Raw genomic sequence first — 15,889 nt, forward strand, 5'->3', positions numbered from 1 at the left:
CGCTTGATGAGTGGACGAATGACCTCCCCGAGAACAGACGGCGAAGCAAGCACCGGGTAACCGGTGGGATAGACAGTAGCCGAACTGCGCGGCCGGGCGTTAAACGGATGAAGCGGATGCTTGAACACGCCCTAATGCGTGTCATATCCGGAATGTGGGTGGTACCACGGGTGATATCGTCATGAACATCTCTCGTCCCTGTTGTCTTAGGACAGCGGGGCGGGAGATTTTTTGGTTTTATAACAGAGATCAAGGCATGGACATGTTCAGTCGTGAAGATGTCAAAGGACGTGGAGGGATGAAGATGGCAAACGAGAAATTTGAAAAGCCGACTGGCACGCAGGACATACTTCCTGGAGCCGTCGAGAAATGGCAGTTTATCGAGGAGAAGGCACGGGATCTGTGCCGGAGATACAATTACCATGAAATTCGCACGCCGATGTTTGAGCAGACCGAACTGTTCAAACGCGGGGTAGGTGAAACCACCGATATCGTGGAGAAGGAAATGTACACATTCAAGGATAAAGGGGATCGCAGCATGACTCTGCGTCCTGAGGGAACAGCTGGCGTCGTTCGGGCTTATGTGCAAAACAAGCTCTATGGTGAACCTGACGTATCCAAATTGTACTACATCGGGCCGATGTTTCGTTATGAGCGGCCGCAGGCTGGCAGGTACCGTCAATTCCATCAGTTCGGGGTAGAGGTGTTCGGGACTGCGGAACCGGCCATTGACGCCGAAGTTATTGCACTCGGATACAGCTTCTACAAGGAGCTTGGGCTTAACGGAGTTAAAGCGGAGATTAACTCTGTAGGTACGCCAGAGGTTCGGGCGGCTTACCGAAACACACTTCTGGCCTTCCTGGAACCGATGAAAGACAGCCTATGCTCGGACTGCCAATCTCGAATGGAGCGCAACCCGCTGCGTGTGCTGGATTGCAAGAAGGATCAAGGGAAGTTCGATGATGCTCCTTCGATCCTGGATAGCCTTGATGAGGAGTGCAGCACACACTTCGAGAAAGTAAAAGGGTATCTGGATGCCATGGGCATTGAGTATGAGATCAATCCAAGACTCGTTCGGGGATTGGACTACTATACGCACACCGCATTTGAATTCAAAGCACAGGGGATCGGCGCAATTGACACGGTAGGCGGAGGCGGACGGTTTAATGGACTGGTCGATCAGATCGGTGGACCGGATCAGCCGGGTATCGGGTTCGGGATTGGTCTTGAGCGGATTCTATTGATCCTGGAGCATCAAGGCGTCAACCTGTCGGCTGCGAAGCCGCTGGATGTCTACCTGGTGGCACTGGGCGAAGCGGCTGAGCGGGAAGTGGCAAAATTGATCTACGAGCTGCGCAGCAAGGGCGTTTCTGCGGAGCGGGATTATCTCGGCCGCAAAATGAAAGCCCAGATGAAATCCGCTGACCGTCTGCAAGCCAGGTATGCTGCTATTTTGGGCGATGATGAACTGGCGCGCGGAGAAATCGCTCTGAAGTCGATGGAAACCGGCGAGCAGCGCATCGTGAAATTGGATAGTCTGGTTCAAGAGTTCGTTTAATCGTCGTGATTTAGCGACTTAATTATACTAAAGGGGAATGATAACCGATGAAAAGGACGCATCAATGCGGTCACCTGACAACCGCGCACATTGGAGAAAATGTAACACTGAACGGCTGGGTACAAACCCGCCGTGACTTGGGTGGAGTGCTGTTCATCGATCTTCGTGATCGCAGCGGCATTATGCAGATTGTATTCAATCCGGATTTCTCAGGCGAAGCTTTGGCAGTTGCCGACAAAGTTCGCAGCGAGTTTGTACTGGCTGTATCCGGTAAAGTCGTAAAGCGTGATCCTGAAACGTTCAACCCGAATCTGCCAACAGGCGAGATTGAAGTTCAAGTGACTAACATCGAAGTGCTGAACGCAGCAAAAACACCTCCGTTCTTTATCGAGGACGGTGTGGAGGTAGATGAGCAGCTTCGCCTGAAATACCGTTATCTGGACCTGCGTCGTCCGGAGATGCAGAAAACGCTGATGCTGCGCTCGAAAGCGTCAAAAATTTTCCGTGACTTCCTTGACGGGGAAGGCTTCGTGGATGTGGAAACACCTATTCTGACAAAGAGCACGCCGGAAGGCGCACGTGACTATCTTGTGCCAAGCCGCGTACATTCAGGCGAATTCTTTGCGCTTCCGCAATCCCCGCAAATTTACAAGCAGCTCCTCATGGTGAGCGGAATTGAGCGCTATTACCAAATTGCGCGCTGCTTCCGTGACGAAGACTTGCGGGCTGACCGTCAGCCGGAGTTCACCCAGGTCGACATTGAGACGTCCTTCGTGGAACGTGATGATCTGCTGACCATGATGGAGCAGCTGATGGTGAAGCTGTTCAAAGAAACCGTAGGTGTCGAGCTTGCAACGCCGTTCCAGCGTATCAGTCATGCTGAAGCCATGAGCAAATACGGCTCGGATAAGCCGGATCTTCGCTTCGGTCTGGAATTGATCGAAATGAACGATATCGTAGCAAACAGCGGTGTAAAAGTATTCTCTTCCGTCATCGAAAAGGGCGGCGAAGTGAAGTGTTTGAACGCTAAGGGCTGCGGTACTTGGACCCGTAAAGAGATTGACGATCTGGGACCGTATGCCGCCCGTTACGGAGCGAAGGGTCTTGCATGGATTCAAGTGAAGGAAGGCGAATTCAAAGGGCCTATCGTGAAGTTCTTCAGCGAAGAGGAGATTGAAGCCGTAAGAGAACGTACGGGAGCCGAAGATGGTGACTTGCTGCTGTTCTCCGCTGACAACAAAAAAGTGGTTGCGGATGTTCTCGGTGCACTCCGTCTCAAAATCGGACGTCAGCTTGGTTTGATTGACGATAACGAATACAAATTTGCTTGGGTGCTGGACTTCCCGCTGCTCAGCTATGACGAAGACGCGAAGCGTTATGTAGCCGAGCATCATCCGTTCACCCGTCCAAAACATGAAGATCTGGAGCTGCTGGACACGGACCCGCTTGCCGTACGCGCGGAAGCCTATGATATCGTGTTGAACGGGTATGAAGTCGGTGGCGGTTCTATGCGGATCTATCAGCGAGAGATTCAGGAAAAAATGTTCGCCGCACTCGGACTGTCGCCGGAAGAGGCTCATGAGAAGTTCGGCTTCCTGCTAGACGCGTTTGAATACGGTACGCCTCCGCATGGCGGAATCGCCTTCGGTTTTGACCGTTTGGTCATGCTCCTTGCAGGGCGCACCAACCTGCGTGAAACGATTGCATTCCCGAAAACGGCCAGCGCAACGGATCTGTTGATGGATGCTCCTTCCCAAGTGGACGGTGGACAGCTGGAGCAGCTGCATATCAAACTTGCCAAGAAGCCGGGCGACGAGAAATAAGCCAGGTGTTCTCGATAAAGGAGGTTGCTTGAATTATGCTGCATCAGTTTTCCCGAACGGAATTAGCCATCGGCCCTGAGGGCCTTGAAGTGATGAAGAACAGTACGGTGGCTGTGCTCGGTATTGGCGGCGTGGGTTCCATCGCGGTGGAAGCCCTTGCCCGTACCGGGGTTGGCCGCATCATTCTGATCGATAAAGATGTGGTGGACATCACCAATATCAATCGTCAGATCCATGCGTTAACCACAACGGTGGGTCAGAAGAAAGCCGATCTGATGGTGGATCGGGTTAAACTGATCAATCCGGAGTGTGAAGCGATTGCGCTGAACATGTTCTACACCGAAGAGACGTATGAAGAGCTGTTCAAGTATGAGCTGGATTATGTGATTGATGCTTCGGACACGATTATTTATAAAGTGCATCTGATTAAGGAGTGCCTGCGGCGCGGCATTCCGATCATCTCCAGTATGGGTGCAGCCAACAAAATGGACCCAACGAAGTTCCAGGTAGCTGATATATCCAAAACTTCCATGGACCCGATTGCCCGAATTGTGCGCACCAAGCTGCGTAAAGACGGCATCAAAAAAGGGGTCAAGGTGGTATTCTCTCTAGAGGAGCCGATGAAACCCCGTAAGGACGTTACGGAGAAGATTGTGCCCGAGAATGCACCCGAGATTCGGAAGGCGAAGCAGCCACCGGCAAGCAATGCGTTTGTTCCTCCTGTAGCCGGTCTGATCATGGTTAGCGTAACCGTGAAAGAGCTGCTCGAAAAAGGCGGCGTATCCTTGTAAACGAGGCTTTCAGCAACAGCCGCAAAAATTTAAAAATATATAAAGACGCAGTATCCGAACAGGGGATGCTGCGTTTTTTGCTGCGATTGAAGGAATGCTTATGTAGCTGAACAAACACAGCGTAATTCATGCGGCAGAGCTGTGCTAGTATATCCAGGCAAGTTGTGCTACAATGAAACTCCTTTTGTGTCGCGGTCAGTTATAAAGCCAGAATTCCGATGCGAAAATAATATGTTTCTTAGGAGGTAACTGAAAGTGTCAGAATCTTTTCAAAGTGCCTATCAAGAAGAAGAGTCAAGGCTAAACGAGGTTATAGTCGAGATTGACCGTCAACTTGAGCGTTTGCGCGGCATTCCCGTATACACGGGTCATGATTTTACGGAGCAGGTGCTCGAAGCAGGACGGGAAGAGAAACGGCAAGCCCTCGCCAAAAGTTTGCCGGAGCCTTACTTCGGAAGGCTGGATTTTCAAGAAAACGGAAACGGAGCGAAGAAACCGCTCTACATTGGGAAGATAGGCTTCGATAAAGCAGATGCCGGGGATCATCCGATGGTGATTGACTGGCGCGCTCCTGTCGCGAGTCTTTTTTATTCGTTTACGGGCGGTGCCGATCCAGCATCATTCGAAGCACCCGAAGGAATCATCGAAGGTCTTGTGTATCTGAAACGCAACGTAGTAATCCGTAAGCAGATCCTGGAGCGGGTCTCCGACACGTACAATCGGGATAGCGGCGGACCCGCTGTATCCGATGAGTTCCTGGTCTACCGTCTCGGGGAAAATAAGGATAACCGGCTTCGGGATATCGTATCCACGATACAGGCCGAGCAGGACAAAATCATCCGGGCAGCGAAAAACACCGCCCTCATTATCCAAGGGGTTGCGGGAAGCGGCAAGACAACGGTAGCGCTGCACCGACTGGCATATTTGCTCTATCAGTACAAGGAGCAGGTTACTGCGGAGAAAATGATTATTTTTGCGCCAAACCTGATGTTCCTGGATTACATATCCGATGTGCTGCCTGAGCTTGGGGTTGGCGACATTCAGCAGCGTACATTCGGCGACTGGGCTTCGGAGTTACTGGATATTCAGCTCTCCTCGGAAGATCATGCGCAGACGCTGAATCAATGGTTTGAGACAGAACCAGGGCAGGGAACGCCGGACATTGATGACAATGTCAGCGGCCGCTACAAAGGTTCACTAAGGCTGATGGAGCTTATTCGCCGCTGTGTGGAATCGTTGGAAACCGAGGCGCTCCCTGATGACGATTTCTCCCCATGGGATGGAGCCGTTCTAAAACAGGAGACGATAGCCGAATGGTTCTACCAGGAATATAAGCCTTATCCGTTAGCGAAGCGCAAGGAACGGCTGCTGGCAAGATTACACCGCTGGGTAGAAATGGAGCTGAAGAAGTCTCCTTCGGCAGCCGTGATGAAAGAACGGAAGAAAAAGGCGGCTCAACGCGAAAAGGCTTATGGCAATCGATGGCCGAGGTTCGAGCCGGTTTCATTATATAAACAATTGTTCGGTGCGGCTAAAGCGGCCGGTACGTGGTTTGAAGAGCTGTCGGCCCTTATCCCTTCCGGCGTGCTTGCTGCAACGCGCAAAGATTTGAAGAAAAACGTGATCCGGGAAGAGGATCTCCCGGCACTGCTGTATTTCCACTGCCTGCTGAATGATATTTCCGGGGATCAGCGGTTTGACCATATCGTGATTGATGAAGCGCAGGATTTCTCTCCATTTCAGGTAGCCGTGCTGGACCTGTTCGTGAGAGGACATTCTTTCACGATATTAGGTGATTTATCGCAAGGTATCCATGCGTATCGTGGCGTTCATGCTTGGGAAGAGATGAGCTCCCTCTTCAAGGAAGAGGAGACGGCTTACTTTGCTCTGACGCGCAGCTATCGTTCCACGATGGAGATTATTGAATTTGCTAACGACATACTGGAGAAGGGGGTCAGCAGTGACCTGCTGGCTGTACCCGTATTCCGAAGCGGCGATGCCGTCCGTCTTATACCATATGATTCCAAGGACTCCAGAACAGGTGACTTAGCACGGGCGTTGGATACGCTCATCTCCAAAGAATACCGGACCGTTGCGATACTTACCCGCACCCTACGGGAAGCGAAAGATTTACATGAGCAATTAAGTACCGATTGGCCCGACCTGAACCTGATAGATGGCAACAAAGGAACCTATCAGGGCGGCTATTCCATTCTCCCTGTGTATTTGTCCAAAGGGCTGGAGTTTGATGCCGTTGTCGTGGCGGATGCGGATGCGGCACATTATGCGGAGAAAGCTTGGGATGCCAAGCTGATGTATGTGGGCTGCACCCGGGCATTGCATGAGCTGTGGCTGCTGCATGGAGAGCCGCTGCCTTCCTATGTCATGACGGAAACGTCGGAGATTACTCTCAATGGTTGGCCTGTGGAGTAATGATGTAACATCACGGATGTTAAGGTGATCGAAATTAACAGAAAAAAAGCCTCTTTGGGGTGATACATGCATGCATCATGTGCTCATCCCGACGAGGCTTTTTGCTGCGCTTATCCAAGCATTTGGTAGGAGGAACCCAACTGATCGATAAATCGAATCAAAGTCCAAACGATGAGAATAGAGAAAGCGGCAAGCAGCAGGATGATCAGAGTTATTTTCTTTCGTACAGGTTTACGGTTCATTTCATATCCTCCGGTCGTGGTTGATTCTAATCATACGTTGCTTAATCTTAAACGCTTTTAGAAAGATAAAAGTTTGACTTTTTGTCAAAGCAAGCAGTTATTCATCAGTGTTATCAGATCAACAAATTATGAAGTCATTGCCTTCCACAGGCACAGTTAAATCGAATATGATATGATAGAGAGTGACGGATTTTATTGAAACCGGCTTAGGATTGCATTGATATCAGACAAGGAAGTGTAGCAATGGATTTATTCAGTATCGGGCGTGAAGGGGACCGGGATTCCCGGCTGCTGGCCGATCGCATGCGCCCTTCGTCGCTTGATGAATATATAGGACAAGAACATATTATTGGACCGGGCAAGCTGCTTAGGCGGGCCATTGAGGCGGATCAGGTTTCTTCCATATTGCTGTATGGCCCGCCGGGTTGCGGCAAAACAACCCTCGCCCATATCATATCCCAGCAAACCAAGGGACATTTCGTTCGCCTTAATGCGGTGGAGGCGTCCGTTAAGGACGTTAGGGAAGTCATTGAGCAGGCTCAGAGCAACCGCAGTCTGTATGGGACCAAAACGATACTGTTCCTGGATGAGGTTCATCGCTTTAACAGTTCCAGGCAGGATGCGCTGCTGCCCGCCGTTGAGAACGGCACGATTATATTTATCGGTGCTACGACCGAGAACCCCTTCCATTATGTGAATGGGGCCTTGATGAGCCGATCGACCTTATTCCAGCTGCAGCCGCTGACCAAGGAGCATTCCATGATTGCAATGCAGCGTGCTCTGGCAGATCAAGACAAAGGCCTCGGATTTATGGATCTCAGAGCGGAAGAGGAAGCGCTGGATCACATTGCAACCATGGCGAACGGCGATATCCGGCGCGCGCTGAATGCGCTGGAGCTGGCAGCCATGACTACGCCTCCGGATGCCAACGGTACGATCCATATTACGCTGGATGTTGCGGAGGAATCGATTCGCAGGCCCATCGTGCGTGCCGATGAGTCGACACAGTATGATGTGCTGTCAGCCTTTCATAAGAGCATTCGGGGGTCCAGTGATGCGGCTCTGTTCTGGTTTTTGTACGCGGTTGAAAAGCTCGGGATGGATCCGATGGTTTTCATTCGGCGTTTGATTGCCGCCAGCAGTGAGGATATCGGCTTAGCCAACCCGCAAGCGATGGTGCAGGCGGTAAGTGCGCTGGATGCGTACCGGAATAACGGTTGGCCGGAAGCGAAACTGAATATCGCCCAGGCGATTCTGTTTGCAGTGGAGAGCCCGAAATCGGACAGCGTTGTATCCGCCATCTCCCGTGCCATGTCGGCCATGGATGAGGTGAAATCAGCAGAGGTTCCGCTTCATCTGCGTGATACACATTATCAGGGAGCCGTGAAATTGGGACATATCGGCTACAAATACCCGCATGATTATCCAGGCCATTACGTGAAGCAGGATTATTTACCGAAGGAGCTCTCCCGCAGGGTGTTTTATCAGGCAACCGAGCAGGGGAACGAATCGAAGATCGCCCACAATCAGAGACTACGACGCGAAGAATAGCGGAACGGCTGAGCAACAGCCCTGCGACCGCTAATTAATTGGAGGATAAGAGTAATGAGAACAGGGAAACAACGGTTTGTCATCCTGCTGCTGTCTGTTGGTGTATTGCTAAGCGGCTGTTCGGGAAAAAGCGTCCAGGAGCAGGTCACAAATGGGCAGGCTGCGGAAGCGGCGCATGAGCATGGGCACCAGATTCAGCTGACGAACGGGGATATTCAGGAGGCGACGGCTTCCATTGACGAGCTGCCTGATTTTTTGAAGAATCAGACCAGCGAACTTCAAACGATTTATGCGCTGTCTGCACAAGTGAGTGATGTGCTGAAATATATTCCTTGCTATTGCGGGTGCGGGGAAAGTGCCGGTCATGAGAGTAACCTGAACTGTTTTATCGATGAGATTCAAGAGGATGGGACCGTGGTATGGGATGATCATGGTACCCGCTGTGGAGTGTGCCTGGACATCGCCGTAGAATCTGCAAAAATGAGCAGCGAGGGCATGAGTTTGACGGATATCCGGACTGCCATCGACGAGAAATACAGCACCGGTTATGCCAAACCGACGCCAACTCCAATGCCGCCAGCTGCAAGCTGATCGGTTACTGGAATGAAAGGAATGAAAATTCAGAAGATGCCGCTTGCGATTCATGAATCGTAGGTGGCATCTTTTTCGTTCGCCGGATTTACTTCGGCAAGCTGGCTGCTTGGGCGGTCTTCTTTCTCATTTGTCATTTTCCCTACATGACTCTCTCCTGAACCGTGATCTATATCACAGCGCCAAACTATATATAGATGTAAATTTGTTTAACGAAACTATATATAGTGTGATAGTGATCTTGATCTATCTATAAGGAGTTGACCGAATTCATGAAAGTCATGAAGAGAGACGGATGCCTGGTGAATTTTGAGATGAGCCGGATTGTGAAGGCGGTGGATAAAGCATTTATAGCGGTAGAGGGTGCTTCCCGGGAGCAAGCTGCGTTAGAGATTGGCGTTCGGGCAGCCCATATAGCGGCGGGAATGGATCAGGTGACGGTGGAGGAGATTCAGGACATCGTGGTTGAACATTTGCAGAGCAGCGGTTATACAGAGGTAGCCGCGGCCTATCAGCAATACAGGGAAATCCGTGACCTGGAGCGGGTTCGCCGGGGGGAGCTGTACAAAATCAGCAGGGATGTGATTGGGGTAGCCAATCTCGATCTGCTGCGGGAGAATGCAAATCTGAACGGGGATTCCTTCAGCGGAAAAATGAGCCGTATCGGCTCCGAATATGCCAAGTGGATGGCAAGTCATTTCGTTCTCCCGGCGGAGCTTATGAGAGCTGTCAAGGACGGTTATGTATATGTGCATGATCTGGATCAGTATGCGCTCGGAACGACGAACTGTATATTCATCCCATTCAATCGTCTTTTGGAGCGGGGCTTTAATACCGGAAACGGATCCGTCCGGCCGCCGCAGAGTATTATGACGGCAATGGCGCTGGTAGCCATTATTTTTCAATCCCAGCAAAACAGTCAGTTCGGCGGTGTTTCGGGCAGTAAAATCGATTGGGATCTGGCACCGTATGTCGGTAAATCCTTTCGTCGGCATTTTCGCAAGGGTTTGGCCTATCTGGAGGAGGCAGCACAGAGAACATCGATGGCAGGTATTCTTCCGGACAATGAATTATACATAGACAATGAGCAGCTGAAGGAAACATACCCTCGAACTTACCGATACGCCTACAATGAGACGGTGAATGAAGTGAAGCAGGCTGCGGAATCCTTGATCCATAATTTGAATACGATGAGCAGCCGGGCAGGCGGTCAGATTCCCTTCACTTCGCTGAACTACGGCATGTGTACGTCCACCGAAGGGCGTCTGGTGTCCCATGCCCTGCTTGACGCCACGATGAGGGGACTTGGCGGGGGAGAGACGCCGATTTTTCCACAGCATATATTTCAGTGCAAGCAAGGGGTCAATCAAAGGGAAGGAGATCCCAATTATGACCTGTTCCTGAAAGCTGTAGAATGCTCCAGCCGCAGGCTGTACCCGAATTTTGTCAATGTGGACGCATCGTTTAACCTTGCCTACTACAGCCCGGACGATCCGGATACAATCATTGCCACCATGGGGTGCCGAACAAGGACGATTGCAGACCGTTTTGGGCGAAATCGCCTGAGTGGAAAAGGCAATTTGTCCTTCAACACCATTAATCTGGTCAGGCTTGGCATTGAGCATGGAATACTCGAAGGGAAGCGGGACTTACCGGATCTGACCCACTTCTTCAAGCAGCTGGATCATTATATGGCCATTGCGGTGGAGGGGCTGATTCATCGTTATGAGCTGCAAGCGGATCAACCGGCTAAAGCATCTGATTTTATGATGCGGGAAGGCGTGTGGGAAGGCGGCGAAGTGTTGTCACCGGAGGACAAGGTGCGGGATTTGATCAAACACGGCACCCTTGCGCTTGGATTTATCGGGCTGGCTGAATGCCTGAAGGCGTTAACCGGACAGCATCACGGGGAGGATGAGACCAGCCACCGGCTGGGGTTTGAGATCATAAGGCATATGCGGCAGTTTTGCGATGAGGCCAGTGAAAGATACAATCTGAACATCTCCTTGTTTGCAACACCGGCAGAGGGGTTATCCGGAAAATTCACGAAGCTGGATCGCCATACCTTCGGCGTGATCAAGGGGGTAACCGATCGCGAGTATTACACCAATTCCTTTCATATTCCGGTTTACCATCCGATGGCAGCCTATCGAAAAATCCGCTCGGAAGCACCCTTTCACGAGCTGTGTAATGCAGGAGCCATTTCGTATGTAGAGCTGGATGGGAATGCGAGACAGAATACGGCTGCTTTTCGGGAGGTCGTGCAGTTTGCCTTGCAGCAGAATATCGGGTATTTCTCTGTTAATCACCCTGTCGATCGGTGCCCCGCATGCAATTATGAGGGGATTATCGGGAGTGCTTGCCCCGGGTGTGGTGCTTCGGAAGCAGATGGGAACTTCCAGCGGCTGCGCAGGGTGACGGGGTATTTAACCGGCAATTATACCGAGCGCTTCAATTCCGCCAAGCAGGCTGAGGTCAGGGACCGGGTGAAACATCTGTGAATGTGTGCGGATATTTGCCTGAGAGCATCAATGAAGGAGCCGGGCTTCGGGCCGTTCTTTTTGTCAGCGGGTGCCGTCATGCCTGCGAAGGATGTTTTAATGCGGCTTCCTGGGATTTTGAAGCAGGGGAACCGTTTACAGAAGCGATGTCCATGAGAATACTCCAAGAAGTGTTGGATAATCCATTGCTGGATGGCTTGACCTTATGTGGCGGGGATCCGTTCTTCTCTCCGGAGGAATGCAGTGCATTTCTGCACAGCTTCAGGAAGCTGTGTCCCGGGAAAAATGTATGGGCTTATACGGGATTCACCTTTGAAGCATTGATGAGGCAGCCGAAGCGGCGTGAATTGGCTTTGCTGTGCGACGTGATCGTGGATGGCAAATTTCAAATGGAGCTGAGAGATGTCTCCCTTCCTTTCAGAGGCAGCTCGAATCAGCGATTAATTGATGTAGCGGCCAGCGTGGAGCATGGAGACGTTGTGGAATGGGTTCTCCGATAATATTTCTTCTTATATAAAAAGAGCACACACTTCTCGGAACGGAAACCTTCCGGGTGAAGTGTGTGCTCTTCAAGTTTAAACCAGCCGATCAATAAGGCACTTTATCCGCCGTTTCGATCGTTCCACCGCCGATGCACTCATCCCCTTGATAGAAGACGACGGCTTGTCCAGGCGTGATTGCCTTTTGCGGCTTGGCAAAAGCAACATGAACGGTTCCGTCTTCGCGCGGGGTTATGGTTACTTCCTGATCGGGCTGACGGTAACGGAATTTGGCTGTGCAGGTGTAGGCGTCTTTGGGCATAGCGTCTTGACCTGCAATCCAGTTGATTCCGGAGGCAGCGAGTCCGGTTGAATACAAACTCGGATGATCGCCTTGAACTACGTAAAGAATATTGTTAGTCAAATCCTTATCGGCAACAAACCATGGCTCTCCGTTGCCGGAACCGCCGATTCCCAGACCCTGGCGTTGTCCCAGCGTGTAATACATCAAACCGTCATGACGGCCCTTCACTTCGCCGGTTACAATGTCTACCATATCCCCGGACTGAGCGGGGAGGTATTGTCCAAGAAACTCTTTGAAATTCCGTTCTCCGATGAAGCAGACGCCGGTGCTGTCTTTTTTCTTGGCGGTATACAGTCCTGCTTCCTCTGCGAGACGGCGAACTTCCGGCTTAGGCAGATGCCCGATGGGGAACATCGCTCTGGAGAGCTGCTCCTGGCTCAGTGCATTGAGGAAATAGGTTTGATCCTTGTTGCTGTCGACACCACGCAGCAAACGGTATTGTCCGTTTGCTTCGATGACACGGGCATAATGGCCGGTGGCCACATAATCGGCTCCCAGATCCATTGCCTTGTTCAGAAATTCACCGAATTTGATTTCACGGTTGCACATGACATCGGGGTTCGGTGTTCTCCCGGCTTTATATTCATCAAGAAAATAGGAAAATACTTTATCAAAGTATTCCTTCTCGAAATTGACGGTATAGTAGGGAATGTCGAGCTGCTCGCACACGCGGCGCACGTCTTCAGCGTCCGCTTCGGCTGTGCAGTAGCCAAGCTCATCGGTGTCATCCCAGTTTTTCATAAAGATGCCGATCACTTCATAGCCCTGCTGCTTGAGCAGGAGCGCTGTTACGGAGGAGTCGACTCCTCCTGACATGCCGACAACGATACGAGTGTTATGATTTTCATTTGCCATCGTTATCACCATTTTCATATTGAATTATGCCCATGGACGTATTTTAACATATTGGAACAAGGTTCACACGCTTCATTTTGTCCACTCAGGGTGAACATTTTTTGGTTTTCCAGCTGGAATATTACCCATTGAGGTTCAGGATATGTTACCATAAGCTGAGGGTAATGATCGGAATACGGAGAAAAACACAGAATTCGGTGTATCCTTCGCTGTGCGAGCCGTATGATCGCTTCACCCAACCACCTACAATTTATGTACAGGATGAACACAATATACAAATTACCGAAAGAGGTGTCACCCCCTTGAAGATATCAACTAAAGGAAGATACGGATTAACGATTATGATGGAGCTGGCTGCCAAGTTTGGCGAAGGCCCAACCTCACTGAAGAGCATTGCCGAGAAGAACCAGCTATCAGAGCATTACCTGGAGCAATTGATTGCACCGCTTCGGAATGCGGGTTTGGTCAAAAGCATTCGCGGCGCGTACGGAGGATATATCCTTTCTCGCGACCCGGCTACCATCACGGCGGGTGATGTGATTCGCGTGCTGGAAGGCCCGATATCCCCTGTGGATTTTACGGAAGAGGACGATCCGGCGAAGCGGGATCTATGGCTGCGCATCCGCGACAGCATTGCTGAAGTTCTGGATTCCACAACTCTGGATTACCTGATCAACTATCATGAACAGTCTGCTGCAGACAATTACATGTTTTACATTTGACAGGGATTTGAAATCCCGACTATTCAAAGGGATTGAGAGTTATTGAGGAAAAGCGTTACCCACAAGTTACCCACAACACTTAGTTTTTAAGGCCCATTCAAAATCATCTGCAATTTTTAACTGACGATTTTGGGTGACATGTAGATAGATAAGTGTTAAGAATCCCTTTACGCAGGAGTAGCGGTATCTTCCTCAGGTCCTGCCCTTTGTATTGCAGGATATCGAATACCACATAAGCACATAAAAAATAAAGACCCTATGTTGGGTCTTTATTTTTTATGATTCATTTTTCACGAAAATTCTAGTAAGTATTATACCACTCAGTATTCCGAATATTATATTAACGTGTAATTTCATAAAGATGTTTGTGAAAAATGAGGGTTCAATATCTATAAAGAATGCGGGGAGCATTGCTAAAAATAATGAGACTAGAAAAGGAAATATTAATGAATAGTGTATGCTTATTTTCTTTTTTACAAGCTTAATGACATTTGACCAATCGAAAACAATACCTAGACAAAGACTGAGCAAAATAATTTTCAAACGCTCCATATTTGCTGCAGGGGACAGCTCATTAATATATTTGTTCATGGATACGTAGGAATGATCAATAGCGAGTAAAATAAAAAACATTACTACTCCGACAACAAGGAATGTGATGATTTTCCTCAATTTTATTTAACCCCTCCTTACGAATGAAATAAAAAAGCACCTCGGAAATCATTGTATGATTTCCGAGGAAAAGAGTTCATGAAGGTTGATATCTTAGTTGGTTGAATATATTCCTAACTTATTTTGCTTAAATACCTCATCTTGGACTTTATTCCATTCATCAGCTTTACCCGACCAGATTTCTCTACCTGACTCATCGTTTACTGTTACTTTTGGATTGATCGGTTTGGCTTGTCCTGATTCAATCGCTAAATCTAATTGTTTTCGTTCTTCTTTAATGTTCAATAATTCAGCATCTGGAAGATCGTTAGCATTGTTTTTTTCTGCTGAGAGTCTGCTACCAGTTTCCAGATACATACTTGATTTGCTCCCGATTTGTGCGTCCATTGCAAACAAGCCTGAGGCCGTCCATCCATTTAGAAATGTCCAATTCTCATTTCCATGAGCAAGCATTAGATTGCTGATTGAAGTATTTGATGTCCCCGTCCAGTTATAATCTACCCAAGCGTTTACACTTTGACCAGGGTTTATGAAATCACCGGTGTTATTATCTCCAAAAGTATACCGGTAAGTACTGGTAGTTCCACTAACAGAAATATTTACACTCCATGTTGATGCATCTGAATCATTTCCGCTAGAAGCGTACATGTTTTTAAACTGCAAATGAGTGTTTGGAAGTCCTATCCAGTGACTAGGGACAATCCCTCCACGACTTGTGTTCTCCATTGTGAAAAGTGTTGAAATAGTTTTTCCATTGCTTAAACCAACAGTGGGGGATAACAAAAATTGTGTTGTAGCATCGCCTCCCGAGCCACTTGCTCTGTACACATCAGTAGAGCTATTGTAGATAATTGAAACTGTTGAATCTGGATACGTAGTTGATGCGGAGGTGGCTATTGGGAACGAGAGACACATTACCATGGCAAGGGTAGTGATAATTGACTTCTTTTTCTTCAATGTAATTCCTCCTTATCTATAAGTTGCATAAACTTTACTAAATATTCCTTATACTCATCAAAGAGGATGAAGAGAAATAAGCTCTTATATCCGCTGAATAACTAGATTAGACTTTGAATAACTCCAAATAACTGGAAATTCAATTATTCACCAAGTTAACAGGTATTGTCGTACTGATCCACACGTTTAGTCGAGAAATCAAGTTGTCCATGCCTGAGGGAGAATGGCATTGGATTAAGATCGACGAGATTGTTTCGGCAAATTGATCAAAAAGAAATCGAAAAAAAAGGACTCCAGTTCTTAGCGGCGGAGTCCTTTTTCATTGCACTTCAATAAATATTAGTACCCAC

General features: G+C 49.2%; 12 protein-coding genes. 9 read left to right on the top strand and 3 right to left on the bottom strand.

Annotated elements, in window-relative coordinates; genetic code table 11:
* The first annotated feature begins 304 nt into the window (after nucleotides 1–304).
* The 4 genes from hisS to M2277_RS22735 all read left to right on the top strand — a co-directional run bounded on the left by hisS (nucleotide 305) and on the right by M2277_RS22735 (nucleotide 6,605).
* Nucleotides 305–1,558, top strand: a complete 1,254-nt coding sequence (gene hisS, locus M2277_RS22720) for a histidine--tRNA ligase (RefSeq protein WP_036644829.1) — start codon at nucleotides 305–307, stop codon at nucleotides 1,556–1,558.
* 47 nt (nucleotides 1,559–1,605) lie between these two features.
* Nucleotides 1,606–3,381, top strand: a complete 1,776-nt coding sequence (aspS, locus tag M2277_RS22725; RefSeq protein WP_280755570.1) for an aspartate--tRNA ligase — start codon at nucleotides 1,606–1,608, stop codon at nucleotides 3,379–3,381.
* A gap of 35 nt (nucleotides 3,382–3,416) precedes the next feature.
* Nucleotides 3,417–4,172: a tRNA threonylcarbamoyladenosine dehydratase gene (locus tag M2277_RS22730; protein ID WP_006208854.1), complete on the top strand. Its 756-nt coding sequence runs from the start codon at nucleotides 3,417–3,419 to the stop codon at nucleotides 4,170–4,172.
* A 255-nt stretch (nucleotides 4,173–4,427) separates the two neighbouring features.
* Complete coding sequence (locus tag M2277_RS22735) at nucleotides 4,428–6,605, top strand: HelD family protein (RefSeq protein WP_280755571.1); 2,178 nt, start codon at nucleotides 4,428–4,430, stop codon at nucleotides 6,603–6,605.
* A gap of 110 nt (nucleotides 6,606–6,715) precedes the next feature.
* Here the strand turns inward: M2277_RS22735 and M2277_RS22740 are convergent, their stop codons facing one another.
* Entirely contained in the window at nucleotides 6,716–6,847 is a 132-nt protein-coding gene (locus tag M2277_RS22740; RefSeq protein WP_255308661.1) for a hypothetical protein, read from the bottom strand.
* Nucleotides 6,848–7,090: 243 nt separating this feature from the next.
* Between M2277_RS22740 and M2277_RS22745 the strand changes: the two genes are divergently transcribed.
* The 4 genes from M2277_RS22745 to nrdG all read left to right on the top strand — a co-directional run bounded on the left by M2277_RS22745 (nucleotide 7,091) and on the right by nrdG (nucleotide 11,990).
* On the top strand, nucleotides 7,091–8,398 hold the full coding sequence (locus M2277_RS22745; protein ID WP_148247953.1) for a replication-associated recombination protein A: 1,308 nt from the start codon (nucleotides 7,091–7,093) through the stop codon (nucleotides 8,396–8,398).
* A 54-nt stretch (nucleotides 8,399–8,452) separates the two neighbouring features.
* Nucleotides 8,453–8,989, top strand: coding sequence for a PCYCGC motif-containing (lipo)protein (locus M2277_RS22750; RefSeq protein WP_006208857.1), 537 nt, complete (start codon nucleotides 8,453–8,455; stop codon nucleotides 8,987–8,989).
* 272 nt (nucleotides 8,990–9,261) lie between these two features.
* The gene (locus M2277_RS22755; protein ID WP_280755572.1) at nucleotides 9,262–11,490 is read left to right on the top strand and encodes an anaerobic ribonucleoside triphosphate reductase; all 2,229 of its coding nucleotides are present in this window, start codon (nucleotides 9,262–9,264) and stop codon (nucleotides 11,488–11,490) included.
* Nucleotides 11,487–11,990 carry an anaerobic ribonucleoside-triphosphate reductase activating protein gene (nrdG, locus tag M2277_RS22760; protein WP_006208859.1) on the top strand — a complete coding sequence of 168 codons (504 nt, stop codon included), beginning with the start codon at nucleotides 11,487–11,489 and terminating at the stop codon, nucleotides 11,988–11,990. Before M2277_RS22755 ends, nrdG begins: the two co-directional genes overlap by 4 nt.
* 88 nt (nucleotides 11,991–12,078) lie before the next feature.
* Here nrdG and mnmA read toward each other — a convergent pair whose 3' ends face one another.
* The gene (mnmA, locus tag M2277_RS22765) at nucleotides 12,079–13,188 is read right to left on the bottom strand and encodes a tRNA 2-thiouridine(34) synthase MnmA (RefSeq protein WP_280755573.1); all 1,110 of its coding nucleotides are present in this window, start codon (nucleotides 13,186–13,188) and stop codon (nucleotides 12,079–12,081) included.
* Between the two features lie 302 nt (nucleotides 13,189–13,490).
* Here mnmA and cymR point away from each other — a divergent pair, with 302 nt between their 5' ends.
* Nucleotides 13,491–13,910, top strand: a complete 420-nt coding sequence (gene cymR, locus M2277_RS22770; RefSeq protein ID WP_006208860.1) for a cysteine metabolism transcriptional regulator CymR — start codon at nucleotides 13,491–13,493, stop codon at nucleotides 13,908–13,910.
* Nucleotides 13,911–14,675: 765 nt separating this feature from the next.
* Here the strand turns inward: cymR and M2277_RS22775 are convergent.
* Complete coding sequence (locus M2277_RS22775; RefSeq protein WP_006208862.1) at nucleotides 14,676–15,539, bottom strand: hypothetical protein; 864 nt, start codon at nucleotides 15,537–15,539, stop codon at nucleotides 14,676–14,678.
* Between the last annotated feature and the right edge of the window lie 350 nt (nucleotides 15,540–15,889).

It is taken from the genome of Paenibacillus sp. LBL (assembly GCF_029893715.1).
Lineage (GTDB): Bacteria > Bacillota > Bacilli > Paenibacillales > Paenibacillaceae > Paenibacillus_AQ > Paenibacillus_AQ glucanolyticus.

Coding starts and splice junctions, on each gene's coding strand:
- M2277_RS22745 (WP_148247953.1), top strand. CDS start 7,091: ATGGATTTATTCAGTATCGGGCGTGAAGGGGACCGGGATTCCCGGCTG.
- aspS (WP_280755570.1), top strand. CDS start 1,606: ATGAAAAGGACGCATCAATGCGGTCACCTGACAACCGCGCACATTGGA.
- M2277_RS22740 (WP_255308661.1), bottom strand. CDS start 6,847: ATGAACCGTAAACCTGTACGAAAGAAAATAACTCTGATCATCCTGCTG.
- mnmA (WP_280755573.1), bottom strand. CDS start 13,188: ATGGCAAATGAAAATCATAACACTCGTATCGTTGTCGGCATGTCAGGA.
- M2277_RS22755 (WP_280755572.1), top strand. CDS start 9,262: ATGAAAGTCATGAAGAGAGACGGATGCCTGGTGAATTTTGAGATGAGC.
- M2277_RS22730 (WP_006208854.1), top strand. CDS start 3,417: ATGCTGCATCAGTTTTCCCGAACGGAATTAGCCATCGGCCCTGAGGGC.
- M2277_RS22750 (WP_006208857.1), top strand. CDS start 8,453: ATGAGAACAGGGAAACAACGGTTTGTCATCCTGCTGCTGTCTGTTGGT.
- hisS (WP_036644829.1), top strand. CDS start 305: ATGGCAAACGAGAAATTTGAAAAGCCGACTGGCACGCAGGACATACTT.